The organism is Ruegeria sp. BHSB064, from assembly GCF_059613205.1.
This window is the reverse complement of sequence record NZ_JBXWSB010000063.1, coordinates 1-26,634: the sequence shown is the minus strand read 5'-3', so window position 1 is coordinate 26,634 and position 26,634 is coordinate 1. Positions and strand designations below refer to the sequence as shown.

Here is a 26,634-nt window from a genome sequence, read left to right as displayed (position 1 = left end):
GTGAATGCGTTACCAACAACAATGCCGCTCCGGTATCGGCAACAAGCGATAGCATCAGGTCCAGTACGGTTGCGCTGGCGGTTTCGTCCAGATTGCCTGTCGGTTCATCAGCCAGCAGCAGCTTGGGACGCGCGGCCATGGCCCGTCCGATGGCAACCCGTTGTTGTTGACCGCCCGACAGGTTCTCGGGGTAACGGTCCAGCAAGTCTGACAGACCCAGTCGTTCCGCCAGATGGCTGTTCCACGCAGTATCCTCGACACCGGCCATACGGGCGTGAAAGGACAGGTTCTGCGCGACTGTCAGGGAGGGAATCAAGTTGAATTGTTGAAACACCAACGACACATGGTTCCGGCGCAGCGCTGCCCGCCCTGCATCATCCAGAGTGGACAGACGTGTTTCCCCCAATGTGATTTCGCCGCCGTCAAAGCTGTCTAGGGCTGCGGCAAGGTTCAGCAGGGTGCTTTTGCCACTGCCGCTTTCGCCGGTCAGCGCCAGGGTTTGCCCTTGATCCAGAACCAGAGATACATCGCGCAGCACCGGACGCCCGCCGGGATAGGATTTCTGCACCTTGTCTATGGTCAACACCATGGCTTGCCCCGCTTTTGTTCCGCAAGATGTGCAACAGTTTTTATCCATGTCCAGTGCAGACCGACCACCGGAGCGTTTCGCCGCAGGTGCAAATGCCGTCTGGTGGTCTTGTGCGCAACCGCAGCACAGTCCATTCTGAGACAACGCGTTTCCGTTGCAAATCAGGATGACATTACATGACCTTGTTGCACCAGATCATGTGGGGCAGTACTTTTTTGGGCCTTTGCTTTTTGGTCGAGATTATTCTGCTGACCTGGTGCACTCTGGTCCTTCTCAAGCTCGAGCCGAAGTTGACGGTGAAAAGCAACTTTATGGCTGTTGCCATTCCGATTGCCGTGGCACTGGCCTTCATTGTTGCAACGCACACAATCCAGGTCTGGATTTGGGCCATTGTCTGGGTGTTGCTGGATGTGCTTCCGACCTGGAACTCGGCCATCTATTTCTCGCTCGTGACGTTTACGACACTGGGCTATGGCGACATCGTTCTGGGCGAGGCGCTGCGTATCTTTGGGTCTTTTGCCTCGGTTGCGGGTCTTTTGACCTTTGGATTGTCCACTGCCTATATGGTGGCGCTGATGACACGCGTGTTCAACGACAGGTTCTTCTCCTAAAGGATCGGCGCGAACAACCGCGCCAGAGGTGCGCCAAAGCGAATATATGCCGGCTGCTGTGCAAGGGTGCGCGTCAACTCGTAACTGTTTTCGAAATCTGCGTGCAACATCTCGGCGACCCGGTTCGCAGCCTGAGTATCGAAAAACAGCGCCATAGCCTCGAAATTCAGCCGGAAAGAGCGGTTGTCCAGATTGGTTGTGCCAACTGCCGCCAGCGCATCGTCGACCACAAAAGCCTTTTGATGCATGAAACCGTCGGTATAGCGAAAGATCCGCGCACCGCAGTCGCGGGCCTCGTCAAAATAGGCAAATGCGGCCAGCCAGGGCAGGCGGTGGTCGATCATGTCAGGCACCAGAATGCGCACGTCCACGCCGCGCATGGCGGCGTGTTGTAGCGCGCTCATGACGTCGATATCGGGCACGAAATAGGGGGAGGCGATCCAAAACCTCTCTTTCGCTTCGGCGATGGCGGCAAAGAACATCATTGCGCCGGTTTCCGTGTCATCTCCGGGGCCGGTGGCGACAAGCAGGGCGTTCATGTCCTGTTCGGCCTCGGAACCTGCCCAGTCCAGTTCGTCTATCAGATCTTCGTCCCGCGCCCAGTGCCAGTCTTCGGTGAAGATCAGTTGCAGTTGGCGTACGATATGGCCCGTCATTTTCAAATGGGTGTCGCGCCAATGGCCGAAATGCTTGCTTTGCCCCAGATACTCGACGCCAACATTGTGACCACCGATGAATCCGACTTCCCCGTCGATCACCACTGTTTTCCTGTGGTTGCGGTAGTTCAGTTGAAACCGGAAGTTCGGACCGCGCTGATCTTTTGGGTTTGCGACGTCGATCCCGGCTTGCTGCAAGGTTTCCAGGTAGTCGGAGGACAGCCCGTAACTGCCCACTGCGTCGGTCATGAACCGGACGCGCACCCCGCGTTTTGCCGCAGCGATCAGTTTTTCCTGAAGCTTCAGCCCCAATTCATCGGCACGCACGATGTAGAACTGAATCAGGATGTAGCTTTTGGCTGCGTCGATAGAATCGAAGATCGCATCAAAAGTGGCTTGCCCATCAATCAGCAATTCCGCCCCGTTCCCGCGCGAAACTGGCAGATGCGCCAGAACCTCGAACGGGCGAGGGTTGATCGACAAGCGGGAAAGGTCAGGTTTCGAGTAATCGGCAAAGGTCTTGATCCCTTCGACCACGCGTTCGCTTTCCTGACGTGCGATGCGATAACCGCGAAAACGGTGGCGTCCCAGAAACAAATAAGCAGGCACAGCGACAAAAGGGGCTGAAGCCAAAAATACAACCCAACCCACCGCTCCCTGCGGGGTTCGTGCCGTCTGGGCCGCGCGGACCACGAACACTGCTGCCGTCGCATAGAGGGCAAAAACGACGGCAGAAACAAGTAATGTCCACATAAGGTTAAGGCTCCGGGATGGATCAGTTCGCCCCAGTGTAGACCCGAGACCAATCCTGCGCCATATCCACAATGACCCAACCCATATCGGGGCCTTGGTCCAGCCCGTCAGCCAGCTTTCCTATGGCGCTTTCACGGTCATAGGCCCATTCACGGTCGGCATCTGTATGATGGATCAGCACGCCCAATCTGGGGCCGTCACCGGCGGTGACCCACTGTATCATCGCAAAGTCCCCGTCCGAGTTGCCCCCGGCCAGAATCGGGCGCTTGCCGATTGTGCGTTCGATGTTGATGGGTTTGCCTTCCTTGTCATCGATGAACGCGATACCCGGCGCCTTGACGATCGTTGGCGTGCCGTCAATTACTTCATAGCTGGTGTTGCCATAGGTTCCCAAAACCTGATTGGGCGGAATGCCATAGGCTTCTTCGGCGAACACACGCATGAAATGCAGACCACCGCCCGAGACAATATACGTAGTGAATCCTTCATCCCGCAAATAACGCAACAGTTCGACCATCGGCTGATAGGTCATCTGGTCGTAAGCCAGATCGGTATCGGGATGACGCTCTGTCGCCAACCAATCGGCCACAGCGGTCTGAAATTCCGCAACGCTGCTACCGGAATGCGAGGCGTTCACGACTTCAATCAACGCGTCATGGCCACCCTCTAACACCGTTGCCAAATCTCCTTTGGCGGCGGCTTCCAGTACGGGCGTTGTCAGGATCGACGGATCTTGCTCTGCCATTTCTGTAAGCCGGTCCATGGCAAAGATGAACTGGAAATAAACGGGCTGCTCGGCCCAAAGCGTTCCGTCATTGTCAAAGACAGCAATCCGGTCGGCAGGGGTCACATAGTTGGGGCTGTCTTGACTGCTAACCCCGTCAACAAAGGCGACAATCTGATCTTTGGCATGACCGTTGGTCCAACTGGGCAGCGGATCAGCAAAGGCAAGGTGCGGGGTCAGGACCAGCGCGGCGAAAAGGAACAGGGGTTTCATGTTAATCCTCTAAACGAAGAAAGGGCCGCCGCTTTGTCGGCGACCCTTGAGTTTATGACACCAAGGTCAGTTGCCAGTAGGTGTGCTCAGTTTCTCCATCACCTGATCCAGGCTGAAGCTGGCCGCTTTCTGGCGTGGCGGGAATTCCTGGAAGGTGCTCAGGAAACTGCCGACATATTGCTGTGCCGGGACAAGGAAATACGCCCGGTCGAGAATCCAGTCGTAATAGGTGTTCGACGTACGGTAGCCCCGTTCGTATGGATCGCGGCGCAGATTGACGATGATCGGCACGCGCAACTCGGTAAACGGTTCCATCCAGGCGCGGAACGTGGCCCATGCCTTCTGCTCGAGGAAGATCAGCTTCCAATCGTCAAAGCGCAGCGCGGACAGGTCGCCATCGTCGGTGAAATAGAAAATCTCGCGACGCGGGCTTTCCGTGGTTTCACCCGTCAGCAGCGGTAGGATGTTGTAGCCATCCAGATGCACCTTGTAGTCACGGCCCATCGCAGCGGAGGTATAGCCCGCTTTGAGTTTTTCCTTGATTTCCGGGTCACCTGCAACGGCCAGATAGGTCGGCAGCCAGTCCATGTGATGCACGATTTCGTTGTTCACGGAACCAGCTTCGATCTGACCGGGCCAACGCACCATCGAAGGTACACGCCAGCCACCTTCCCAGTTGGTGTTCTTCTCACCCCAGAACGGGGTCGAAGCTGCATCTGGCCAGGTGTTGTAGTGGGGTCCGTTGTCGGTCGAGTAATGCACGATGGTGTTTTCAGCGATACCCAGCTCATCCAGCAGATCAAGCAACTGACCCACATGCATGTCATGTTCAATCATGCCAGCGGTGTATTCGTCAGCGGGGCCACCGTAGATTTCATTAGCCTGCTGACGCATCTCGTCTTTGACATGGGTGCGGAAGTGCATCCGTGTGCCGTTCCACCAGACGTAGAAGGGCGTGCCGTTTGCATTAGCTTCGCGAATGAACTCGACGGCGGCTTCCAGTGTTTCCTCATCCACCGTTTCCATACGCTTCCGGGTCAGAGGACCAGTGTCTTCAATCGGGCCGCCAGCGGTTGAGCGAATGACGCCACGCGGGCCATATGCCTCGCGGAAAGTCCGGCCATCGGGCAGGATCGCGTCACCCGGATAGTCCTCATGCTCGGGTTCTTCTTCGGCATTCAGGTGATATAGATTGCCAAAAAATTTGTCAAAACCGTGGTTTGTCGGAAGATGTTCGTCCCGGTCGCCCAGATGGTTCTTGCCAAACTGCCCCGTCACATAGCCGTGGTCCTTCAACAGCCCGGCGATGGTCGGGTCTTCGACCTGCATCCCTTCTTTGGCACCCGGCAGACCCACTTTGGACAAGCCGGTGCGGAACACAGATTGCCCCATGATGTAAGAAGACCGGCCGGCGGTGCAGGATTGCTCGCCATAATAATCGGTGAAAATCATGCCTTCTTTGGCAACGCGGTCGATGTTGGGCGTGCGGTATCCCATCAGACCCATGGTGTAGGCCGAGATGTTGGACTGACCAATATCATCGCCCCAGATTACAAGGATATTGGGTTTCTGATCCTGCGCCCAAGCGGGTAAAGCCAGCGCAAGCGCGACGGAGGCCACGGCGAACCGGCGCAATCCGATGCGCCAAGTATCGGTTAAGGAACGGGGTGGTGACATGATATGCTCCTGATCTGAGCGGGCATTTGGGCCCTTGGAACGAAAGAAAAAGCCGACGGTCAAAAAAGCTTGAAGAGCGCGGCAATAAATCATTGATTCCCAACTGAAATGAGCTAACGACTGCAGGAATCAAACACGTCTAGTTTAAGTCAGTTTCGATGCTATAAACTCATCATATGATTACATTGCAAAGTTCTTATGCGAGGAAGAATGAGTATTCTGACGCAATTGCAAAAAACAGCTTGGTTTGGGGACCGTTCGGCCTCGTTCCAAAGGGACTTGGCGACGTGCGGGATCCTGAAATCTGTCGAAGCATGTGAAACGCTTTATCACTATGGCGATCCCGCAAACGGCATTTATGCGGTTCTCAGCGGTGGCGTTCAGATCACCGCGCCAGCGGATGACGGGCAAGAGTTTGTTTTGCATCGCGAAGGCGCTGGGTTTTGGATTGGTGACCTGGCTTTGTTTGCCGGGGCGCAGCGGCTGGTCAGTGTAATTGCCACCCAAGCGACTCAGACGGTGTTTTTTCCGAACACGCGGATCATGAGGCTGGTACAGAACAATCCCGAATACATCCGCGATTTTTATACACTGACTCATGACAACATGCAGACCGCACTTAGGATCATGGCGAATCTGGCGGTTACGGGCACCGAAAAACGTTTGGTTCTGCGGTTGCTGCATCTGGACGAAGGCAACGTGAGCAGCGGAGACTGGATTGATGTGTCCCAGGACGATCTGGCGGCAATGATTGCGGTGTCGCAACCAACTTTGCACAGAAACCTTCACCGTCTGGCGGATTTGGGTCTGATCGAGCTTGGCTACGGCCGCGTAAGACTGCTGGATCGGCGGGCTTTGATTGCCAGTTGCCAGACATAAAGTCCTCCGCCCATTAGGAAATTCGCGCTGAAAGATAGGCCAAGTCGTTCTTTATCTGGGGCCTGATCTCACCGCAATTCGGTGTGTCCTTCAGGGTTTCGATCCAGTGACGCGGTGGGTTTTTCCCGGCAGAACGCGACCACTCAAGTGACGCTAAAATAGATTGGGCGTCCGCATTCAGGATTTCCGGAATTTCATTGCCGGTCAGCGTCGCCCAGACTCCAGTCCACACGCGTGCAACGGACCATGGGTTGTAACCGCCGCCGCCCAGAACAAGAAGCCTGGGCGCTACATCACGCAAACTTGCCACTGCGCGCCAATGCGCGTTGTTTGAAAGGGCCAGACGGGACAGAGGGTCTTCGGCCACCGCGTCTGCGCCGCATTGCAGGACGATGGCTTGGGGGTTGAAGGCTTCTGCAGCGGGAAGGATCAATTGGTCAAGAATTGCATTGAACTCATCATCATTCAGGTTCCGGGCGACTGGAAGATTGAATGCGGCACCGCCTGCATCGTCATCCAACGTACCCGTAAAGGGCCATCGTCGGGCTTCGTGCACCGATATCATGCGCAGTTTTGTCGAGCCGTGAAACGCAACCCCAACCCCGTCACAGTGATGTGCATCAATGTCGATATAGACCACACGATCAAGCCCCGCATTCAACAGGGTCTGGATCGCCAACACCGGATCATTGAGATAACAAAACCCGTTTGCACGATCTGCCAGCCCATGATGCGTACCACCGGCCGGGTTGAAAACGATACCGCCATCCCGGATGAGTTCCGCGGCCAGCATGGACCCGCCCGCTGCCGTGGCAGGGCGTCTGTACATCTCGGGGAAGACGGGATTCGACAAAGTGCCCAGCGCGTAGCGGTTACGCGTTTCGTCGGACACGTACTGTTCCTGCTCCGCTTTTTGCAAAGCGGCAATGTAGTCCGGCGTATGAAAGGTTTTTAACGCGCTGGGTTTGGCGCAGGGGCTGACGCGATAGTTTTCAGGCGTCACCCAGCCCAGCGCGCGGCACAGGTCGATAACGGTGGAAACCCGCGGTATGGCCAGCGGGTGCTTCGAGCCGTAAGTCGAGTTGCGGTAGATTTCTGACCCAATGAAAAGAGGTTTCTGCATAACTTAGCGGGCAGGGGCCTGACGATCATCTTCACCCAATCTGCCATCCAAGGACATCATGATGGCAACCGGGCGCAGCGCAGGAATATGGCTGAAGACAATCAGGATACACACCGTCATCGGCACGCTCAGGAATGCTCCGATAAGGCCCCAAACAGTTGTCCAGAAAGTCAGGGCCAAAATGACCAGAAAGGTCGACATGTTCAGCGAGCGTCCCAGCATGGCGGGATCCAGAAAATTGCCGATCAGAAACTGTAGCGTCCCGCAGCCAAAAACAATGACCAGAAACGGACCGATGGTTTCGAACTGAACCAATGCGATCATGGCGGGAAAGAAAACGGCGATGATCGATCCGATGGACGGGATAAAATTCAGCGCAAAGGTCAAAACCGCCCAGGTTTCCGCATATTCCAGCCCCAGAGCACGAAACACGGTATAGCTGATGCCTGCGGTAATCAGGCTGATCAAAGTTTTAACACCCACATAGCGCTGCAGGCTGACCGAGATTGCATCCAGCATGGTTGCAAATTCAGCTCCGGTCTTTGGGTCTCCGGCGGCGAGTTGGATCTTTTTGCGAAAAGCCAGACGTTCAGCCATCAGGAAGGCGACATAAAGGCTGATAAGAAAGAACTGGTTCAGCAGGGATGTGGCGCTGCCCAGAAGCAGGCGTCCGATGAAATTCATGTCGATATTGACCAGATTGTCTCGAATGAACCTGGTGACATCATTTCCAACCAGTCCTGTGATGCGCTCCACCGCGCCGTCGAACTGATTTTCATATGTGCTGATCGACCGCGCAAACTGTGTGGCCTGACTGCCAAGGATGTACATGATCATGAACAAACCGGCTAAAACCACCGTAACTCCGGCAATATTGGCCAGCCAGACCGGCGCGCGTGTCAATGCCGAAACCCGATCACTGAGCGCGAGGATCAGAACGTTGATTAGCAGCGCCATGGCCAGCGGAATCAAAAAGGTCGCCCCGGCGTAAAGACCCACGACGATCAGCGTTGCGATGATGCATGTGTCGCGCACCACTGACAGGCGCAGCCTGGGCCGAACATCGCTTTCATTCTGATCCGGGGTCATTTGCCCTCCTGTATGTTCGACGATGCCTGCGCCTTTGCGGTATTGTTCTGCACAATCCTGCACGCGCAGTAGGTCGGATGCAATGCGTTCACTGGCGCGATTGACCGCATTTTTCGATTTGATACCGATGACGGGTTCTGTGTTTTTTTCCGGTGGGTTAGGGTTGAAGAATGACCAAACCTGCGAATCCTCTGTTTGGCCGACTGTTTCAGGCCCTGTGGCTGGCGCTGCGCCGGTTCGGCAGTAAAAACGGGCCTGTCATGAGCAGCCATGTCGCCATGTCGTTGATGATGGCACTCTTTCCATTTGTGCTGTTCACCGTTGCTTTAGCCGGTTCGCTTTCGCAGGGCTATGTGACCGATGAGTTGATCGAGTTGATCTTCGGCGCTTGGCCCAAGGACGTCGCCGACCCAATCGTGGCCGAACTGCGCGCGGTTCTGGCCGGATCGGGAACGGGTGTCATCACGTTGGGTGGTCTTCTGGCAATCTACTTTGCGTCGAACGGTGTGGCAGCAGTGCGCGCTGCCATGAATCAAGCCTATCACGATCAAGACAGCTGGCCGTTTTGGAAAACCAGGCTGCTGTGTCTGGTTTTGGTTATCTTAGGTGGGGCAGCTATTTTGGTCATCGCCGCGGTCGAGGTGATCTTGCCGGTCTACACCAATCTGGTGGCCGAACACACTGACGTACCCGTGACACAATGGCTGTCGGTCGATCGCCTGCGCTGGACATTCACTGTGGGGGTTCCAGCTGGCACGGTCCTTCTGGCCCATCTCATCTTGCCAACCCGTCGGCACAAGCTGTCGCAAATCCTGCCCGGCGTGGTGCTGACTTTGGCTTTATGGACAGCAGGTGGGTGGGCGTTTTCGATCTATATCAGCCAATTCGCCACATACAGCGCCACCTATGCGGGGCTGGCCGGCGCCATGGCCGCTTTGATCTTTTTGTACCTGTGCTCGGCGATGCTGATTTTAGGCGCAGAGTATAACGGCGCTTTGATGGACCTGAACAACGCAGCGGACGGGGACAAGGCATGAGGTCTTTGGTTCTTGCTTTCTGCCTGCTGCTGGCAAGCGTGGCGCAGGCCCAGGATTACGTTGGCTCGGACCAATGTATCGACTGCCACCAGCAAGAAGGTGACGCTTGGGCAACCTCTCACCATGCGCTGGCCTGGACGGAAGTTGGGGATGGCGCGCTGGTTGCCGATTTTCACGGAACCCAATTTAGACATGACGGAATGACGGTCGAGTTCGCAGAAGACGCTGGCAGATATACCGCCCGTGTCACCGAAAAGGACGGCGTAACAACAGACTATGACGTGCATTCTGTCGTCGGGATCGAGCCGTTGCAGCAATATCTGTTTGAAACCGAACCGGGGCGTTTACAAAGCTTTGACGTGGTCTGGGATACGGAACGCAAGGAATGGTTTCATCTTTATCCCGATCAGGATTTACCGCCGGATGACGGGTTGCATTGGACGGGCCCTTACAAGAATTGGAACAGCCGCTGCGCCGAATGCCATGCGACCGGGTTTGAAAAGAACTATTCCGCTGAAACCCGATCCTATGCGTCGCAACAGGTTGAAATCGGCGTCGGGTGCGAGGCCTGTCACGGTCCGGGATCCGCGCATGTCGATTGGGTAAACGGGCAGGGCATGTCCGAAAATCTTGGACCCTCAGGTTTTTTAATGAACTGGGGCAAAGGACAGACCGAGTCGGAAATCCAGCAATGTGCAGGCTGCCATTCCCGGCGTGAGGCGCATGGCGACGGAAATCCGCTTCCCGGCACGCCCTATCACGATGCCTACAACCTGGCCCTGTTGCGCCCCGGATCGTACCACCCGGACGGGCAGATATTGGATGAGGTGTATGTCTACGGCTCGTTCCTGCAGTCCAAGATGTACGCTCAAGGCGTCGGATGCATGAATTGTCACGAGCCGCACAGCGCAAAGCTGAAGGCGGAAGGAAACGGTGTTTGCACGCAGTGTCATTCGCCAGCAGGGAACCCTGACTTTCCGACGCTTACAGCAAAAGAATACGATACGCCCGCGCATCATCATCATCCTGAAAACAGTGACGGCGCGCAGTGCAAAAGCTGCCATATGATCGAAAGGGTTTATATGGGCGTCGATGGGCGCCGCGATCACAGCTTCCGCATCCCGCGACCTGATCTGGGGCTAGGCGTCGATGCTTGCACCGATTGTCATGAAGATCGGGATCAGGACTGGGCGGCCAGTCAGATCGAAGGGTGGTTCCCGGATGCCGCTCATCGTGGCCCGCATTTTGGGACGGTTTTCAAAGCCGCTGCTGAAGGCAGATTGGACACGCCCGAAGGTTTGCTGGCCGTTGCGATGGACCCCTCCAATGCCGGAATCGTGCGTGCAACAGCGGCCTACTTGTTGCAACCCTTTGCTTCCCCGGACTTGGCCGCAGAGTCTGCGTCATTGCTTCAAGACGATGACCCCTTGATCCGCGCCAACGCAGCCGCCCTACAGCGTCAGGCCAACCCGGTCGAGCAGGTGCGGCGATTGGAACCTTTGTTGTCAGACCCGTTGCGCAATGTACGCATTGCTGCCGCGAAAGAGTTTCTGACGATACCTCAGCAAGCCCTTACACCTCAGCAACAATCGCTTGCCGGGCAGGGCATGTCAGAGTGGCAGCAGGCCATTGCGAACCGATTGGATTTCCCGGAAACCCACCTTGTTCTTGGGGGCATGGCCTTGACACTGCGCAACGCGCCAGCAGCCGAGCAGGCGTTTCGCGAAGTCGTAACTTTGGACCCGCAAAGGGGCGAAGCGTGGCCCATGTTGGTGCAACTGGCGCATATCAATCGCGGTCCGGACGCCGCGCGCGCCGTGCTGCGTGAGGCGCTGAACCTGCTGCCCAACGACCCGAACCTTCAACAATTGTCGCAACAGCTTGGTCCCTGATCCGGCACATCCCCGCCCGAATTGCTCCATTTTCAAGGCAAAATTTCACTCTAAGGACGGGATAAGTGTGCTGTTCAGAGGTGAAACATGACCAATGATGCGAAAAAGCGACCAACTATGGGTGTCAGCTCGGTTTCCCTTGCCCAACGCATAGAAGAGCTGCGCGGGCGCGCACCGGTTTACGTGTCACATGGAGAAGCGTTGATGTTGCAGGGCATGGCAAACGCCTCTTTCCGCGCGCAGTGCCTGACCGAGGAGCGCATTTGTCTCGAGGATTAATCTCCGCCGCGAAACCCTGTTGCGACAACAAATTTTTCGGAACTGTCCGAGCGTGAAGCCGGCGGTTTTACGTTGGCAACTTTCTGGAATTTCTGTTTCAACAGCTTCTGCAAATCGCCTTCGGCTCCACCGGCCAGAACCTTAGCTACGAAGGTGCCGCCTTCTTCCAACACATCAAACGCAAAGTAAGCAGCCGTTTCGCACAGGGCCATGATGCGCAAATGGTCTGTCTGTTTGTGGCCCGAAGACGCTGCGGCCATGTCCGACATCACAACGTCGGCCATACCGCCCAGCCATTCTTTGACCTTCACGTCGGCGTCGTCTTCCATGAAGTCCAGAACATGCGCTGTTGCCCCCGCAACGGGTTCGACCTCTTGCAGGTCAACGCCCAAAACAGTGCCGATCCGTTTGCCGCTTTTCTCGCCCAGTGCGTTTACGCGTTTAACCGCGACTTGCAACCAGCCTCCGGGCGCACAGCCCAGATCCACGACGCGCGCACCCGGTACGAGAAAGCGGAATTTATCGTCCAGTTCCAGAATCTTAAATGCCGCGCGCCCGCGATACCCTTCGGCCTGAGCGCGTTTGACGTACGGATCGTTCAACTGTCGTTCAAGCCAGCGGGTCGAGCTGAGCTTGCGTCCGCGCGCGGTTTTAACCTTGACCTTCAGGTCGCGCTGCCCGCGGCCCGAGTTGTTTTTACCAGTCGGTGTCTTCGCCATCAGAACGGTCCGTCTTCCAATACCCCGTCCGCGCTCATCTGTGCATAAAGCAGACCCTCGCGTAGCCCACGATCGGCCACGGAAAGGCGATCAGTGGGCCAACAGCGTAGCAATGCCTGCAAAATGGCCGAGCCGGACATGATCAGGGCCTGCCGGTCGTCCCCAATCCGAGGATCCCTGCGCCGCCCGTGAGGGCCGAGTTCTAAATACCCGCGTATGACTTTGTCAATCTGATCGCTGGTCATCCGCAGACCATCCACTTTGGTCCGGTCATAGCGCTTGAGTCCAAGGTGTGAGGCCGCAACGGTTGTCACCGTGCCGCTGGTGCCGACGATCTGGAACCCTTCGCGGGTTTGTTCGTCCTTGTACGGTGCAAAATCGGCCAGGTTTTCTTCAAAAAACCAGCTCATAAGGGCGAAGCGGGCGGCATCATCTTCGACGTCGTGGAACTGGTCGCGCAAAGTGGCGACACCCAAGGGAACACTGATCCAATCTACGACTTTCGCCGCCGGAAAAGGGCTGTCGGCGGTGTGAAACCCGTTGTGCAAGCGCATGATTGCAGCCGGGCGGTCACGGCGCGGCACCGACGAGATATCGATCCACACCAACTCGGTCGAGCCGCCACCGATATCTACAACCAACAATTGTTCGGTCTTGGTCGAAACCAGCGGGGCACAGGAAATCACCGCCAGACGCGCTTCTTCTTCTGGCTGGATGATCTCGAGCGTCAGCCCGGTCTCGCGCTTTACCTGTCGAATGAACTCGCGCGAATTCTTGGCGCGACGACATGCTTCGGTCGCGATCAAACGCATCCGTTTGACCTTGTTGCGTTTCAGCTTTTGCTGACAAATCCGAAGTGCTTGCACGGTACGCGACATGGACGCCCGCGACAGCCGTCCGGTGCGTTCCAGACCCGCGCCCAACTGCACGGATTTGGAGAAGCTGTCGACCACATGGAACCCGCTCCCTTTGGGTTGGGCAATCAACATGCGGCAACTATTTGTTCCCAGATCCAGCGCTGCATACAGGGCATCTGGATCGGGTCTTGCCGGCGCGGGGCTTTCGACCGCCTTCGGGAACGCGCCCGCACCTTTGGGACGCTTGGGCGCCATTCGTCACGCCCTCCGATTTTCGAGTTAATTTGACCCTAGGCGGGGGATCGCCGACGCGCAAGCAAATTCAATTTTGAATTTACCGTGAGTGTCACACAGCGTTCATACTGGAATGCGATCCCCACGCGGGATCCCCGATACGGGATTCTCTACCAGCTTTCAGCCAGATACGGAGATTGCCATGAAAGACGAACGCACCCTTTCCTTCGATGAATATGATGAGGTCGTAAATCCACGTCCTGAAGAATGTGAATTTGACCGAGTGGTCGAGCGCGCCTTGTCACGTCGCGGATTCCTGGGCGGTGTTCTTGCGATGGGCAGCTTTACAGCTGTTGGTGGTGCGCTGATTCCTTCGGGAGCACGTGCGGCAGCTGACCGGTTCTCGTTCGAGGCGATCCCTGTGTCCACTGCAGACGACGTGATTGTACCTCCTGGCTACAAAGCCGAGGTTATGGTGCGTTGGGGCGACCCACTGTGGTCGGACGCGCCAGAGTTCGATCACGCGACCCGCGGCACCGCTGCCAGCCAAGAGCGTGCATTTGGCGACAACACCGACGGTCAGGATGTGTTCTTCCATGACGGTCACGTTCTGTTGGTGGTGAACAACGAATACACCAACCGTGACATTCTTTGGGGCAACAACCCCGATGCCAAGGCGGCCTCGGATGACGATGTTGCCAAGGGTATGATGGCGCATGGTGTGACTGTGGTCGAGATTGCCAACACGGACGGCACATGGGGCATCGTCAAGGACAGCCCGTATAACCGTCGCATCACGCCACAGACCGATATGACGATCACCGGCCCTGCGGCTGCTCATGATCTGATGAAAACCGCTGCGGATCCGACAGGCACCACCTCGAAAGGGACCTGGAACAACTGCGGGAACGGTATGACGCCCTGGGGCACTTACCTGGCCTGTGAAGAAAACTTTAACGGCTACTTCTCGGCAGAAGACGAAAACCACGAGGTCAGTGCAGAACTCAAGCGTTATGGCGTCTCGTCGAAAGATTGGGGTTATGGCTGGGCCAAGATTGACGACCGTTTTGACGTGTCTAAAAACCCCAACGAGCCGAACCGCGCCGGATATGTCGTCGAAATCGACCCGACCGATCCAACTTCGACCCCGCGCAAGCTGACCGCCTTGGGCCGTTTCAAGCACGAGAACGCGGAAGCAGTCGTGAACAATGACGGTCGTGTCGTCGTTTACATGGGCGACGATGAACGTGGCGAGTTCCTGTATCGCTTTGTTTCGGATGGCGTTTATGCGGCTGGCGTTGACACCAACGCCCTGCTGGAAAACGGCACCTTGTCTGTTGCCAAGTTCAATGATGATGGCACGGGCGAATGGCTGGATCTGACGCCTGAGACGACCGGTTTGGCGTCGCAGGCTGAAATCTGCATCCACACCCGCCAGGCCGGTTCCGCCGTTGGCGCGACCACCATGGACCGCCCGGAGTGGGTTGCTGCAAACCCGAACGTGGCCGAGGTTTACTGCTGTCTGACCAACAACAAGAACCGGGGCGTCAAGCCGAATGCCGGTGGTGACGACACTTCGGTCAACGGTCCGAACCCGCGTGAGGCCAATAACTACGGCCAGATCGTGCGCTGGCGTCCTGACGGCGGCGATCATACCGCCTCGGGCTTTGCTTGGGATCTGTATGTGCTGGCGGGCAACCCCAACGTGCATCAGGATGCCTACGGTGGATCTGACAATGTCAATGCCGACAACATGTTCAACTCGCCCGATGGTCTGAAATTCGACAGCAATGGTCTGTTGTGGATCCAGACCGACGGCAACTATGGCAACGAAGGCGACTTCGAAGGGCAGGGCAACAACCAGATGCTGGCAGGGGATCCGGTCACCGGTGAAATCCGCCGCTTCCTGGTTGGTCCGAACGAATGTGAGATTACCGGCCTTAGTTGGTCGCCGGATCGCCGCACCATGTTCGTAGGCATCCAGCACCCGGGTGAGGATGGCAACAGCCACTGGCCCGAAGGCGGTGACGCAGTACCGCGTTCGGCGATCATCGCGGTGACACGCGAAGATGGTGGTCTGGTCGGCTAAGCCATATTGACCCTGTGAAATAGTGCCCCGGGCGGAAATCTCCGTCCGGGGCTTTTCGTTTTATGCAGCGATTTCATAGTGACGTTGAGAATTATTATATGCGCGTCTGCCGTTTGTTTGTGTAAAAACGCCCTTGGCTAGCTTTGGCAAAAAGGTCGCTGGAAAAGCGTCGTGTGTCGAAAACCGACCGACCAAAGCTAAGTTTGAAGTTTAGAACCGGCCCATCGGGTTAGGAGGAATCACAGCAATGCCTGACGTCACAATCGTGTATTGGCGCGACATTCCCGCTCAGGTCATCGTCGGCAAAGGCCGTCGTGGCGCAAAGCGGCAGTTGGAAGAACGGTTCGAGCAAGCCATCGACCGGGCTGCGATGAAGGTGAACGCCAAGGACAGTGATGCCTACCTGGCCGAATGGCGCAAAGCCGCACCCTTTGCAGTAGACGGCGACCCCGCCGAGATTGCCGAGGCCGAGGCGGTGCGTCTGGAAACGGAATACGATCAGGACCGCGTCAAAGCGCTGATCGCCAATGACGGTTGGGCTTAAGCCCAGATTTTTATGGGAGGCCGAAATGGCTTTGCTGAACTTCAAAAAACGTGATGCGGTCGAAACCGGCCCTGTGAACCCAACCGTCGAAGCCTTTTTGCAAGGCTATTCGATCGAGGTGATGCCGCGTACTGCCGAAAAGGTCGACGATTTCCGCGCGCTGCTGCCCGAAGGCACGCGTGTCTATATCGCTCATATCGAGGGCACCCCGATTGAGGACATGGTCAAGACCGCCAAGCGCATCGCGGCCGAAGGCTATCCGGTGATGCCACACTTCCCGGCACGGATCATTAAGGATGCCGCGACGCTGGAGAACTGGATTTCCATGTATCAGGGCGAAGCGGGCGTCGATCAGGCGTTGCTGCTGGCGGGTGGCGTTGCCAACCCGCATGGGGATTTCGACAGTTCGATGCAATTGTTGGAAACCGGTCTGTTCGACAAGGCGGGCTTCAAGCGACTGCACGTTGCCGGTCATCCGGAAGGCAACAAGGACATCGACCCCGACGGTTCGACCAAGAACGTGGACGACGCGCTGCGTTGGAAGCAAAAGTTCTCGGAATCCACCGACGCGGAAATGGCTTTGGCGACACAGTTTGCCTTTGACGCCAAACCGATCATCGCATGGGCCGACAGCCTGAAAGAAGCGGGCATCGATCTACCGGTCCATATCGGTATCGCGGGCCCGGCCAAGCTGCAAACGCTGATCAAATTCGCGATCGCGTGTGGCGTTGGCCCGTCGCTGAAAGTTCTGCAAAAACGCGCCATGGACGTGTCCAAGCTGCTGCTGCCGTATGAGCCGACCGACGTGATCACCGAACTGGCCGAACACAAAGCGGCCAACCCGGATTTCAACATCACCAACGTGCACTTCTTCCCGCTGGGCGGGATCAAGACCAACGCCAACTGGGCGATCAATAACGGCGGCGCTTCGGCAAAGCCTGTAAACTCCTAAGGAACGGACATGACCCGTACAGTCGTAGAATCAAAAACAAAAACCGCCGTTCTGGGCTTTGACGAACCGTTCTGTGTGATCGGTGAGCGGATCAACCCGACAGGTCGCAAGAAACTGGCGGCCGAGCTGGAAGCGGGCGATTTCTCGACCGTTGAGAAAGACGCGCTGGCGCAGGTGATGGCAGGCGCAACCGTTCTGGATATCAACGCGGGCGTTGTCTACAACTCGAACCCCAACCCGAACGAGACCGAGCCGCCGCTGATGCGCAAGATCGTCGAACTGGTGCAGGGTCTGGTTGAAGTGCCGTTGTGCATCGACTCGTCGGTTCCGGGTGCCTTGGAAGCCGGTCTTGAGGCCGCAGAAGGCCGTCCGCTGCTGAACTCGGTCACCGGCGAAGAAGAGCGTCTGGAACTGGTTCTGCCTCTTGTCAAAAAGTACAACGTTCCGGTTGTGGCGATTTCGAACGATGACACCGGTATCTCGGAAGACCCCGATGTCCGTTTCGACGTTGCCAAGAAGATCGTTGAGCGTGCTGCTGATTTTGGCATCCCCGCGCATGACATCGTGGTTGACCCGCTGGTCATGCCGATTGGTGCGATGGCGACTGCCGGTCAACAGGTATTCGCTCTGGTCCGTCGCCTGCGCGAAGAGCTGGGCGTGAACACCACTTGCGGCGCGTCCAACATCTCGTTTGGTCTGCCGAACCGTCACGGCATCAACAACGCCTTCCTGCCGATGGCGATGGGCGCTGGCATGACATCGGCCATCATGAACCCGGTCGCGTTGCCGGTGACACAGAAGAAGATCGCCGAGAAGAAAGAAGCCGTGGCTGCAGCTGGCATCATTCTGCCTGAAGGCATGGATGACGAAGCATTTGTGCAAATGTTTGGTCTGGGATCGACCAAGCCGCGCGCTGGTAAAGAGATGGAGGCCATTCGCGCCGCCAACCTGCTGACCAACAACGACCCGCATGGCGGCGAGTGGATTCGGTTCAACAAAGCGCCTGACGAAGCCGGTGCCGCTGGCGCGGCCGGCGGCCGTCGCGGTGGTGGCCGTCGCCGCCGCGCCTGATCGGATCTAAGATTACACCAAAGGCCGGGCCCAGTGCCCGGCCTTTTTGACTCTGATCAATGTCGAATACGCAGAAGGTTTCACAATAGCCGGATCATTCGCACAAAGATCAGGTGGCATCATGAGCAAACATCATCCCCCGAAACTCTCGGATGCAGACCTGACTAAGCGTCTCAATAAAAAAGATTATTTTGATCAGCTGATCGATTTGCAAGCCAAGCTTTCCAGAATTCAACAAGCTTATCTGTTTCATGGCCTCAAGGGCGTTTTGGTCTTTGAAGGGTGGGATGCTGCAGGAAAAGGGGGAACCATTCGCCGGATCAGCCAAGCGCTGGACCCGCGCAGTTTCAAGGTGTGGCCCATTGGTGCCCCCAGAAACTACTACCTCAACCGGCACTATCTTTTGCGGTTTTGGGAACGTTTGCCGCCTGCGGGGGCGATCTCGGCTTTTGACCGCAGTTGGTATGGTCGGGTTCTGGTCGAACGGATTGAAAAGCTGACGCCGGAAGAACGCTGGCGCGCTGCCTATAGGGAAATCAACGATTTTGAGAGGATGCTTGTGGATGACGGCACGCGGATCGTCAAACTGTTCTTTCATATCTCGCAGGACGAACAGATGCGCCGGTTTACCGAGCGGTTGACGAACCCCTTGAAGCGCTGGAAACTTACCTATGAAGACTTCCGTAATCGCGAGAAATGGGATGTTGCCGCGGTCGCTGTTGACGAAATGCTGGCGCGCACCTCAACCGAGTTGGCCCCCTGGCATGTCATACCTGCGAACAATAAGAAACATGCGCGAATCAAGGCGATGCAAGCCATTGTTGATGCGTTTTCTGATGGCGTTGACCTGAACCCGCAGCACTTAGACAAACGGACGCTGGAAGCCGCAGGAGAAGCGCTGGACGTCGACCAATCGTTGATCGATAGCCTGCGCGCCCGGACTGAGTGACAATTTAAGCCTGATCTGTTCCGCGCCGGGTTGAACCTCTGTCCGCACTGGTGGTATCTCAAAGGGCGCGGCGGGTATGATGTAATGGTAGCCTGTCAGCTTCCCAAGCTGAACGCGCGGGTTCGATTCCCGCTACCCGCTCCAAAACTCCAGAAAAATGATTAGCCAGCGCTTATACCGTTGCTGCTTGTAAAGACTCGCGGCAAATCAGCCTTGTAGACAGCTCCACAGATCGGCCGGGCGCGTTTGCTTCGATCATGTGAATCAATTCCAGCGCCGCTTTTTGACCCATCTCACGATGGGGCACGTGAACTGTCGTAAGGGCAGGGGAAACGATACGGGCCAGTTCGATGTCATCAAACCCGGTGATCGAGACATCATCAGGTACGCGCAGCCCCATCTCTTGGGCTTGTCGCATGGCCCCAACGGCCAGAACGTCGTTGCCACAAAGTACCGCTGTAGGTGCCCGAGTGTGAGACATGAGATTACTGAACGCCTCGGCCCCGTTTTCGATTTCATACGTGGTTTCGGCGAGGACCAGATCATCCGGCGCCAGACCGTTTTCAGCCATCGCATCCTGAATGCCCTCAATTCTCAGCCGTGCGCGATCGTTGCCTTTGCTGATGCCTGAAATTGTCCCGAGGCGCGTGTGACCCAGCCCAATAACTTGCTGAGCCAGGATTTTCATGGCTTGCCGGTTGTCGAATCCGACGGATGGCGTCCGGTTGGTCGGACTGAAAGACCAGGCAACCAAAGCCGGCACCTTTTGTCGTTCAAGATAATCATAAATCTGATCATCGCGATCGTGGCCGATCAGCAAAAGCCCGTCAGCGCCACGGGCCACAAGTGTTCGGATCTGCTCTTGTTCGACTTCGGGTTTGTACGCAGAGCTGGAAACAAGCAGCGTGTATCCGCGCCTGTGAATTTCCTCCTGAAATGCTTGTAACCCTCGCGCAAAAATGGCGTTTTCCATCGTTGGAATGATTGCACCGATCGTGAACGAGCGTTTCGCCGCCATCACGCGCGCAGCAAAGTTCGGAGTATATCCCAACGCGTCGACCGCAGATAAAACACGCCTGCGCGTCGCTTCGACGACCTGCTGTGGATTGTTCAGACACCGCGATACGGTGGCAGTTGAAACACCCGCAGCTTTGGCAACGTCATCCAGCGTTGGTGCGGATCGATGTTTTGACATTTTCAAACTCATAATTCCGTTTGTCCTAAGTTATGCGCTTTTTGAGGACTATGAAAGCAGTTATGTAAGCGCTTGCATTTATAATGTAAGCGCTTACAAATAGAGTTGAGAGCCGATTCTATTAGGAGCCCGTGAAATGTTTGTCGCTGCATCTGCCGTCGTTTTTGCGATCTACTTCGCCAACGTCGCCTTGGGTGCTTATGCAAACAGCGCATTTCTTGGGGACGTAGGAGAGATGTTGGTTCTGTTCGCGGCGTCGATCTTGTTCGTTGTCGCAATTCTGAAAAAGGAGGCTGACCGCGACGCAACAGACGGCAGCTGAATTTTTGCTTGGGAGGGCAATTCATGAACAACGACAAGAGTGAACTGGCGTCAGCCGAACGCCGCAATTTCCTAAAGCTAAGCGCAAGCGGCGCGTTCACGGCTGCATTGGTGGCCGGGGCAGGCGGTGTGTTGTGGTCGTCTGAAGCCGTAGCGCAGACCGCCAAGGAAGAAAGCGAGCGGGAAAAGGCAGCTGATCATGTGATGACCATCGCGACGGCCTACGTTTTGGGTGCATCGCGCAGCTATCCGATCATGCAGCTGGACCTTAAAGAGAACATCCAGAACGCCACCAACGGTAAAGTCTATGTCAAACTGGCACCGGGCGGGCAGCTGGGTGCTGGTGGATCCCTTGTGCAGAAAGTGCAGGGCGGTACCATTCAGGCGGCGCAGCATTCACTGTCGAACTTCGCACCTTTTGCGTCGACTGTTGACCTGATCAACATGCCGTATCTGTGCGGTTCCAACCAGCGTTTCACCAACCTTGTCCATTCGGACACCTGGAAAAATGAAGTTCATCCCAAGGTGGAGGCCGCGGGCTTCAAGGCCCTTTTCTATGTGAACATCGATCCACGTGTTGTCGCGGTTCGTCAGGGTGGTAATGCAGTCATCACGCCGGGCGACATGAGTGGCATTAAGTTCCGTGTGCCCGGCTCGAAAATGCTTCAGCAGTATTATCGCATGGTTGGCGCCAACCCAACGCCTGTTGCCTGGGGTGAGACACCTTCGGCCATTAAGCAGGGCGTTGCCGATGCGCTTGATCCTTCGGTCGGCGCGCTGTTTGTCTTTGGCTTCAAGGATATCCTGAGCCATGTGACCTTCACGCAGGCGGTGCCGGACAGTCAGGTTTATTCCTGTAACCTCGAGTGGTTCAACTCGATGCCCGCGGACGTTCAGGACGGCATCATGTGGGGGTCTGAAATGACCGCGCATCAGAATCTGTCCAAGGTTCCGTCGGCACGGGCGTATGCCATGGCTGAGCTGAACAAGGCAGGTGTCCAATTCCACTCGCTCAGCGAAGATCAACTGGCCGAATGGCAGGATGCGGGCGGCTATCAGAATGCCGATTGGGATCCGTTCAAGACCGAACTGGCCGGGTCGATGGAAAATTTCGAGAAACTGGTCGAAGCCGCCGGAACGCAGGGCAAATACTACGTTCACGACGCGTAGCACCCAAACGGTGGACGCCGTATTGGCGTCCACAACCTTGTCGCACAGTCCGACTGCAACACTCCTGCCGTTCCGGGCAAGGGGATCGCTATCCTATCGCCGGGGGATCTGATGACCGTTCTTCAAAACATTGACCGAAACGCAGAGCGTTGGCTGTTGCTGGTGTTCTACGTGATGCTGGTGATCACCATGGCGATCGAAGTGCTGCGGCGTGAGATCTTCGCTTACTCGTCGATTTGGGGCGAAGAGATTGTGCGGTATTCCTTTATCTACCTCGCCTGGATTGGGGCCGCCGCTGCGGTCAAGGAACGCGCCCATATCCGCATTGACGTCATCATGCACTACCTTGGCCCGCGCCCCAAAGCGTTACTCTATATCTTCGGCGATCTGGTGATGTTCGTTGTGGCCGTGATCGCGCTTTATTGGTCTTACGAGGCGGTACATGTCTCGGCCAAATTCGGATCGGTGACGGATGGTCTGCGGGTTTCCAAAGTCTGGTTCCTGATGGCCGTACCCACCGGATTTGCGCTGATGATCTGGCGGCTGATCCAATCCCTGATGCGTGACCTGAAATGTCTGCGAGACGGAACGCCCGTCTTCGAAGGCGACAAGCTGTTTGACTGAGGAGAAATCGAATGCTTTGGAATTCCCTCAATCAAACCGTTGAACTCGGCTGGGATTTCTATGTCCCGGTGATCCTGTTCGTTGCTTTGATCGCCATGGCTGTGCCTGTTTGGGCTGCCATTGGGTCGGCGGCTATCGTCATGCTGATCATGTCCGGCGACCTGCCGCTGAGCTTGGTGGGCGAAAGCCTTTTCACCGGTATCGATGCCTTTGCTCTGACCGCCGTGCCCCTGTTCATTCTGACCGGAGACGTCTTGGTCCGCACCGGGCTATCGCGCAAGTTCCTCGACGTAGCCGAAGCGCTGACGTGCTTCGCCAAGGGCGGGTTCGGCTCGGCCACCGTGCTGGTCTGCGGCATGTTCGCGGCCATCTCGGGCTCGGACGCGGCAGGTGCTGCTGCCGTGGGTCGGATGACCATCAACCGTCTGGTTGAAAGCGGGTATCCGCGCCCTTATGCCTGTGCGCTGGTGGCCGCCGGGGCCTGTACCGGCATCCTGATCCCTCCCTCTATCGCCTACATCATCATCGGGCTTGTGCTGGGTATTTCCGCGTCGACCCTGTTTCTGGCTGCTTTGATCCCCGGACTGGCCATTCTGGTGTCGATCCTGATCACCAACATCATCATGAACCGCCTGTACGCCTATGAGGGCGGTGGCATGATGACTATGGGTGAGTGGCTGTCCAACTTGGGCAAGGCGCTCAAATCCGGGTGGTACGCTTTCATCGTGCCGGGCATCATCTTCTACGGCATCTTCTCGGGTCGCTTGACCCCGACCGAAGCCGGCGCGACCGCCGTGGTAGTTACCATCATCATGGGCTTCATCCTCCGCACGCTGACGCTGGCCGACTTTCCATCCATGTTGGTCAGCTCGGCCAAGGTGAACGGGGTGATCCTGCCCATCATCGCTTTCTCTGCTCCGCTGGCCGAGGCGCTGGCGATCATGGGTGTGCCTCAGGGCTTTGTGACCTCGGTCACGTCGCTGACGGATGATCCTTATCTGCTGATCCTTTTAATGATCGGCATTCTGATCGCTGCGGGTTGCGTCATGGAAACGACACCAAACATCGTGATCCTTGCACCGATCCTGAAACCTCTGGCCGACAATATCGGTATGAACGAGATCCAGTTCTGCATCATGATGATCACTGCGCTGGGTGTAGGCTTTATCACGCCACCGCTGGGTCTGAACCTGTTCGTTGTATCTGGCATTACCGGCGAGTCGATTCTGAAGATTGCCGCCCGGGCTGTGCCGTTCGTATTGACCATGCTGATCGTGGTGCTGCTGATCGCCTACGTACCAGCTGTCTCGACCACCTTGCTTCCTGAAATCTACCAATAGGACCTTTTGAACATGCCCCGTGACTATCTGAAAAAGGCGACCCTTACGGCGCAGTCTCATGCGACCGAGGTGCATGATACGGTCAAGACAATCCTGTCTGATATCGAGGCAGGAGGCGACGCCAAGGCATTGGAATACGCCGCCAAGTTCGACAAGTTCGAAGGCAATGTCCTGATGAGTCAGGACGAGATTGACGCTGCCATTGCACTGGTGCCCGAAAAACTCAAGGCCGACATTCGCTTCGCCCATGACAACGTGCGTCGCTTTGCCGAAACGCAAAAGGCCACCGTGTCGGACGTTCAGACCGAGATTGTGCCCGGTGTTGTGGCCGGACAAAAGGCCATCCCCGTCGATGCGGCAGGCTGCTATGTGCCTGGCGGGCGTTACAGTCACATCGCCAGCGCGATTATGACCGTGACCACGGCCAAGGTTGCCGGGTGCCGCCACATCACGGCGTGCTCGCCGCCCCGTCCGGGCGAAGGGGTTGCGCCTGCGATTGTCTATGCGGCCCATATCTGCGGAGCGGACAGTATCTTGGCAATGGGCGGTGTGCAGGGTGTTGCGGCGATGACCTTCGGCCTGTTTGGTTTGCCGCGCGCAAACATACTTGTGGGGCCGGGCAACCAGTTCGTGGCCGAAGCCAAGCGCATTCTCTACGGCAAGGTCGGTATCGACATGATTGCGGGACCAACTGACAGTCTGATCCTGGCCGACAAAAGTGCTGATGCACATGTGGTTGCCACCGACTTGGTCAGTCAGGCCGAACACGGGTATAACTCTCCGGTTTGGCTGGTGACGGATGATCGTGCCTTGGCTCAGAATGTCATGGAGCTGGTGCCGCAGTTGATCGACGATCTGCCCGAATTGAACAAGGAAAACGCCGCAGCCGCATGGAGGGACTATGCCGAAGTCATCGTCTGTGGGGACCGCGAAGACATGGCGGCCTGTTCCGATGAATATGCCCCCGAACACCTGACCGTTCAGGCCGAGGATCTCGATTGGTGGCTGGATCGGCTGACTTGTTATGGTTCGCTGTTTTTGGGTGAGGAAACCACCGTATCCTATGGTGACAAAGCCACCGGAACCAACCACGTTCTGCCCACTTCTGGTGCGGCCAGCTATACCGGCGGTCTGAGCGTCCACAAATACATGAAGATCGTGACGTGGCAGCGGGCAACGCGGGAAGGGTCTAAGCCCATTGCTATTGCAACCGCGCGGATTTCTCGACTGGAAGGAATGGAGGGGCACGCACGTGCCGCCGATGTGCGCCTGGCCAAATATTTCCCGGACGAGCAGTTCGATCTGACCGCCGATGGATGACCCGCGCGCTTTGTTTGATCTGACGGGCAGGGTGGCCTGTGTCACCGGAGCAAGCTCGGGGCTGGGGCGGCAGGTGGCACGCGCGCTTGCAGCGGCAGGTGCACAGGTTGTTGGCGTGGCGCGGCGCGAAGACGCGTTAGCGCAGATGCGGGCCGAGATTGGATCTAAGGCCGCGTCGGTGGAAGCCGACGTTGCTGATCGTGACGGGATTGAGCGATTGTCGGAAGCTGTCAGCGCCAAGTTCGGCGCGCCCGACATTCTGGTTCATGCGGCTGGACTAAACACGCGTGAGATCGCTGATGATGTGACACCAGAAGGGTGGGACGCCACCCTGGCAGTGAACCTCAGCGCACCGTTTTTCCTAAGTCAGGCCATGGTGCCCGCGATGAAAGAAAAGGGTTGGGGGCGCATTGTCAATTTTGCTTCGCTGCAAACAACGCGCGCCTTTCCCGGCGGTATCGCCTATGGCGCAACGAAAGGGGGCATTGGGCAATTGACCCGCGCGATGGCGGAAGTCTGGTCGCCCTTTGGTATCACCGCCAACGCAATTGGACCGGGGTTCTTTCCCACGGAACTGACGCAGGCTGTGTTCGATGACCCAGATCGCGCAAGGCGGAACGCAGCGCAAACCTGCATCGGACGCAATGGTCGGATGCAGGATATCGACGGACCGATTCTATTCTTGTGTTCACGGGCCTCGGACTATGTGACCGGACAGGTTTTGATGGTGGATGGGGGATTCACAGCCAAATGAAAGCACTGGTTTACAAAGGTGTAGAGCAGATGGAGTTCGGCGATGTGCCAAATGCTGTACCCGGCGCATCTGAACATCTGATCCGGATCGAGGCCGTAGGCATCTGTGGGTCAGACATGCACGCGTATCTTGGTCATGATGCGCGGCGACCGGCCCCGTTGATACTTGGACATGAGGCCGCCGGAGTGATTGTCGAAGGTCTTCGCGCGGGGGATCGCGTGACCATCAACCCTCTGGTCACATGCGGAGAATGCGCGGCGTGCGTGGCAGGACGTGAAAACCTGTGCCCGGATCGTCAGATCATTTCTATGCCACCACGCGAAGGAGCCTTTGCGCAGTTTGTCTCGATGCCGGACAGAAATCTGGTTGTCGTACCGGATCATATCTCGTTCGCCAAAGCCGCTTTGGCCGAACCGTTGGCCGTCAGTTGGCACGCGGCGCGGCTGGGGCTGGCGGCACTAAACCCGGCAATGCCGCGCCGCGCTCTGGTGATTGGTGGAGGCGCGATTGGGTTGGCTGCCGCATTGGCCTTACGCGCGATGGGGGTCGAAGATGTGACCGTCTCTGAACCCAATGCGTTGCGGCGGGCTTATCTGCAGCAGGTTGAAGACTTCAAAATCGCGGACGCTGCGATTGGAAACTTCCCGCTCGTTGTTGACGCTGTAGGATATGCGGCGACACGAGCCGTCGCATCAGCTGTCGCAGTCCCCGGCGGCGTGATCGTGCATGTAGGTCTTGGCGAAGACACCGGTGGTCTGGACGTGCGCCGCATGACCTTGCAAGAAATCACCTTCATCGGCACATACACCTATACGGCTCAGGATTTTCGCGAAACGGCAGGAGCGATCTTTGACGGGCGGCTTGGTGCGTTGGACTGGGCCGAAGAACGCGCTTTGGCTGACGGAGCACAGGC

26 protein-coding genes and 1 tRNA gene are annotated in these 26,634 nt (G+C 56.9%); 18 read left to right on the top strand and 9 right to left on the bottom strand.

What is annotated here, in order from left to right; translation table 11 throughout:
- Positions 1-589: ABC transporter ATP-binding protein (locus AC2FNU_RS15020; RefSeq protein WP_496789944.1), on the bottom strand; the 589-nt coding region annotated here is incomplete at its 3' end.
- A gap of 176 nt (positions 590-765) precedes the next feature.
- Between AC2FNU_RS15020 and AC2FNU_RS15015 the strand changes: the two genes are divergently transcribed.
- Positions 766-1,200, top strand: a complete 435-nt coding sequence (locus AC2FNU_RS15015) for an ion channel (RefSeq protein WP_496789942.1) — start codon at positions 766-768, stop codon at positions 1,198-1,200.
- On the opposite strand, the gene cls is transcribed toward AC2FNU_RS15015, so the two are convergent.
- From cls to AC2FNU_RS15000, 3 genes are all read right to left on the bottom strand, one after another.
- Positions 1,197-2,609: a cardiolipin synthase gene (gene cls, locus AC2FNU_RS15010; RefSeq protein ID WP_496789940.1), complete on the bottom strand. Its 1,413-nt coding sequence runs from the start codon at positions 2,607-2,609 to the stop codon at positions 1,197-1,199. The two genes, AC2FNU_RS15015 and cls, sit on opposite strands and share 4 nt — an antisense overlap.
- Positions 2,610-2,631: 22 nt before the next feature.
- Positions 2,632-3,606 carry an HAD family hydrolase gene (locus AC2FNU_RS15005; protein WP_496789939.1) on the bottom strand — a complete coding sequence of 325 codons (975 nt, stop codon included), beginning with the start codon at positions 3,604-3,606 and terminating at the stop codon, positions 2,632-2,634.
- A 66-nt stretch (positions 3,607-3,672) separates the two neighbouring features.
- The gene (locus AC2FNU_RS15000) at positions 3,673-5,283 is read right to left on the bottom strand and encodes an arylsulfatase (protein WP_496789936.1); all 1,611 of its coding nucleotides are present in this window, start codon (positions 5,281-5,283) and stop codon (positions 3,673-3,675) included.
- Positions 5,284-5,493: 210 nt separating this feature from the next.
- Here AC2FNU_RS15000 and AC2FNU_RS14995 point away from each other — a divergent pair, with 210 nt between their 5' ends.
- On the top strand, positions 5,494-6,162 hold the full coding sequence (locus tag AC2FNU_RS14995) for a Crp/Fnr family transcriptional regulator (RefSeq protein ID WP_496789934.1): 669 nt from the start codon (positions 5,494-5,496) through the stop codon (positions 6,160-6,162).
- 13 nt (positions 6,163-6,175) lie between these two features.
- On the opposite strand, the gene AC2FNU_RS14990 is transcribed toward AC2FNU_RS14995, so the two are convergent.
- Together AC2FNU_RS14990 and AC2FNU_RS14985 are read right to left on the bottom strand one after the other, a co-directional pair.
- The gene (locus tag AC2FNU_RS14990; protein ID WP_496789929.1) at positions 6,176-7,285 is read right to left on the bottom strand and encodes an acetoin utilization protein AcuC; all 1,110 of its coding nucleotides are present in this window, start codon (positions 7,283-7,285) and stop codon (positions 6,176-6,178) included.
- Between the two features lie 3 nt (positions 7,286-7,288).
- On the bottom strand, positions 7,289-8,374 hold the full coding sequence (locus AC2FNU_RS14985) for an AI-2E family transporter (RefSeq protein WP_496789926.1): 1,086 nt from the start codon (positions 8,372-8,374) through the stop codon (positions 7,289-7,291).
- A gap of 170 nt (positions 8,375-8,544) precedes the next feature.
- Between AC2FNU_RS14985 and AC2FNU_RS14980 the strand changes: the two genes are divergently transcribed.
- The 3 genes from AC2FNU_RS14980 to AC2FNU_RS14970 all read left to right on the top strand — a co-directional run bounded on the left by AC2FNU_RS14980 (position 8,545) and on the right by AC2FNU_RS14970 (position 11,582).
- Positions 8,545-9,411: a YihY/virulence factor BrkB family protein gene (locus AC2FNU_RS14980; RefSeq protein WP_496789922.1), complete on the top strand. Its 867-nt coding sequence runs from the start codon at positions 8,545-8,547 to the stop codon at positions 9,409-9,411.
- Positions 9,408-11,303 carry a cytochrome c3 family protein gene (locus AC2FNU_RS14975; RefSeq protein ID WP_496789920.1) on the top strand — a complete coding sequence of 632 codons (1,896 nt, stop codon included), beginning with the start codon at positions 9,408-9,410 and terminating at the stop codon, positions 11,301-11,303. The genes AC2FNU_RS14980 and AC2FNU_RS14975 overlap by 4 nt, the downstream gene beginning before the upstream one ends.
- An 87-nt stretch (positions 11,304-11,390) precedes the next feature.
- Positions 11,391-11,582: a hypothetical protein gene (locus tag AC2FNU_RS14970; protein ID WP_496789917.1), complete on the top strand. Its 192-nt coding sequence runs from the start codon at positions 11,391-11,393 to the stop codon at positions 11,580-11,582.
- On the opposite strand, the gene AC2FNU_RS14965 is transcribed toward AC2FNU_RS14970, so the two are convergent.
- Entirely contained in the window at positions 11,579-12,301 is a 723-nt protein-coding gene (locus AC2FNU_RS14965) for an RlmE family RNA methyltransferase (RefSeq protein WP_496789915.1), read from the bottom strand. The two genes, AC2FNU_RS14970 and AC2FNU_RS14965, sit on opposite strands and share 4 nt — an antisense overlap.
- Positions 12,301-13,413, bottom strand: a complete 1,113-nt coding sequence (locus tag AC2FNU_RS14960) for a Ppx/GppA phosphatase family protein (protein ID WP_496789912.1) — start codon at positions 13,411-13,413, stop codon at positions 12,301-12,303. Before AC2FNU_RS14960 ends, AC2FNU_RS14965 begins: the two co-directional genes overlap by 1 nt.
- 181 nt (positions 13,414-13,594) lie before the next feature.
- On the opposite strand from AC2FNU_RS14960, the gene AC2FNU_RS14955 reads away from it, so the two are divergent.
- The 6 genes from AC2FNU_RS14955 to AC2FNU_RS14930 all read left to right on the top strand — a co-directional run bounded on the left by AC2FNU_RS14955 (position 13,595) and on the right by AC2FNU_RS14930 (position 19,141).
- The gene (locus AC2FNU_RS14955; RefSeq protein ID WP_496789910.1) at positions 13,595-15,481 is read left to right on the top strand and encodes a PhoX family protein; all 1,887 of its coding nucleotides are present in this window, start codon (positions 13,595-13,597) and stop codon (positions 15,479-15,481) included.
- A 247-nt stretch (positions 15,482-15,728) separates the two neighbouring features.
- Complete coding sequence (locus AC2FNU_RS14950; RefSeq protein WP_496789908.1) at positions 15,729-16,025, top strand: virulence factor; 297 nt, start codon at positions 15,729-15,731, stop codon at positions 16,023-16,025.
- Positions 16,026-16,050: 25 nt separating this feature from the next.
- Positions 16,051-16,977, top strand: coding sequence for a methylenetetrahydrofolate reductase (locus tag AC2FNU_RS14945; RefSeq protein WP_496789906.1), 927 nt, complete (start codon positions 16,051-16,053; stop codon positions 16,975-16,977).
- 9 nt (positions 16,978-16,986) lie between these two features.
- The gene (locus tag AC2FNU_RS14940; RefSeq protein WP_171089932.1) at positions 16,987-18,048 is read left to right on the top strand and encodes a methyltetrahydrofolate cobalamin methyltransferase; all 1,062 of its coding nucleotides are present in this window, start codon (positions 16,987-16,989) and stop codon (positions 18,046-18,048) included.
- 121 nt (positions 18,049-18,169) lie between these two features.
- Complete coding sequence (locus AC2FNU_RS14935; protein ID WP_496789903.1) at positions 18,170-18,997, top strand: polyphosphate kinase 2 family protein; 828 nt, start codon at positions 18,170-18,172, stop codon at positions 18,995-18,997.
- Between the two features lie 70 nt (positions 18,998-19,067).
- Positions 19,068-19,141 (top strand) — tRNA-Gly (locus AC2FNU_RS14930).
- Between the two features lie 28 nt (positions 19,142-19,169).
- On the opposite strand, the gene AC2FNU_RS14925 is transcribed toward AC2FNU_RS14930, so the two are convergent.
- Complete coding sequence (locus AC2FNU_RS14925; protein ID WP_496789901.1) at positions 19,170-20,192, bottom strand: LacI family DNA-binding transcriptional regulator; 1,023 nt, start codon at positions 20,190-20,192, stop codon at positions 19,170-19,172.
- A gap of 136 nt (positions 20,193-20,328) precedes the next feature.
- On the opposite strand from AC2FNU_RS14925, the gene AC2FNU_RS14920 reads away from it, so the two are divergent.
- The 7 genes from AC2FNU_RS14920 to AC2FNU_RS14890 form a co-directional block, all read left to right on the top strand.
- On the top strand, positions 20,329-20,514 hold the full coding sequence (locus AC2FNU_RS14920; protein WP_050602530.1) for a hypothetical protein: 186 nt from the start codon (positions 20,329-20,331) through the stop codon (positions 20,512-20,514).
- Between the two features lie 23 nt (positions 20,515-20,537).
- Complete coding sequence (locus tag AC2FNU_RS14915; RefSeq protein WP_496789900.1) at positions 20,538-21,683, top strand: TRAP transporter substrate-binding protein; 1,146 nt, start codon at positions 20,538-20,540, stop codon at positions 21,681-21,683.
- 111 nt (positions 21,684-21,794) lie between these two features.
- The gene (locus AC2FNU_RS14910; protein WP_171089940.1) at positions 21,795-22,307 is read left to right on the top strand and encodes a TRAP transporter small permease; all 513 of its coding nucleotides are present in this window, start codon (positions 21,795-21,797) and stop codon (positions 22,305-22,307) included.
- Positions 22,308-22,318: 11 nt separating this feature from the next.
- Positions 22,319-23,647: a TRAP transporter large permease gene (locus AC2FNU_RS14905; RefSeq protein WP_171089942.1), complete on the top strand. Its 1,329-nt coding sequence runs from the start codon at positions 22,319-22,321 to the stop codon at positions 23,645-23,647.
- Between the two features lie 12 nt (positions 23,648-23,659).
- Complete coding sequence (gene hisD, locus AC2FNU_RS14900; RefSeq protein WP_496789895.1) at positions 23,660-24,967, top strand: histidinol dehydrogenase; 1,308 nt, start codon at positions 23,660-23,662, stop codon at positions 24,965-24,967.
- Positions 24,960-25,721, top strand: coding sequence for an SDR family NAD(P)-dependent oxidoreductase (locus AC2FNU_RS14895; RefSeq protein ID WP_496789892.1), 762 nt, complete (start codon positions 24,960-24,962; stop codon positions 25,719-25,721). Before hisD ends, AC2FNU_RS14895 begins: the two co-directional genes overlap by 8 nt.
- A partial coding sequence (locus tag AC2FNU_RS14890) for an alcohol dehydrogenase catalytic domain-containing protein (RefSeq protein WP_496789889.1) occupies positions 25,718-26,634 on the top strand: 917 nt, incomplete at its 3' end. The genes AC2FNU_RS14895 and AC2FNU_RS14890, both read left to right, overlap by 4 nt.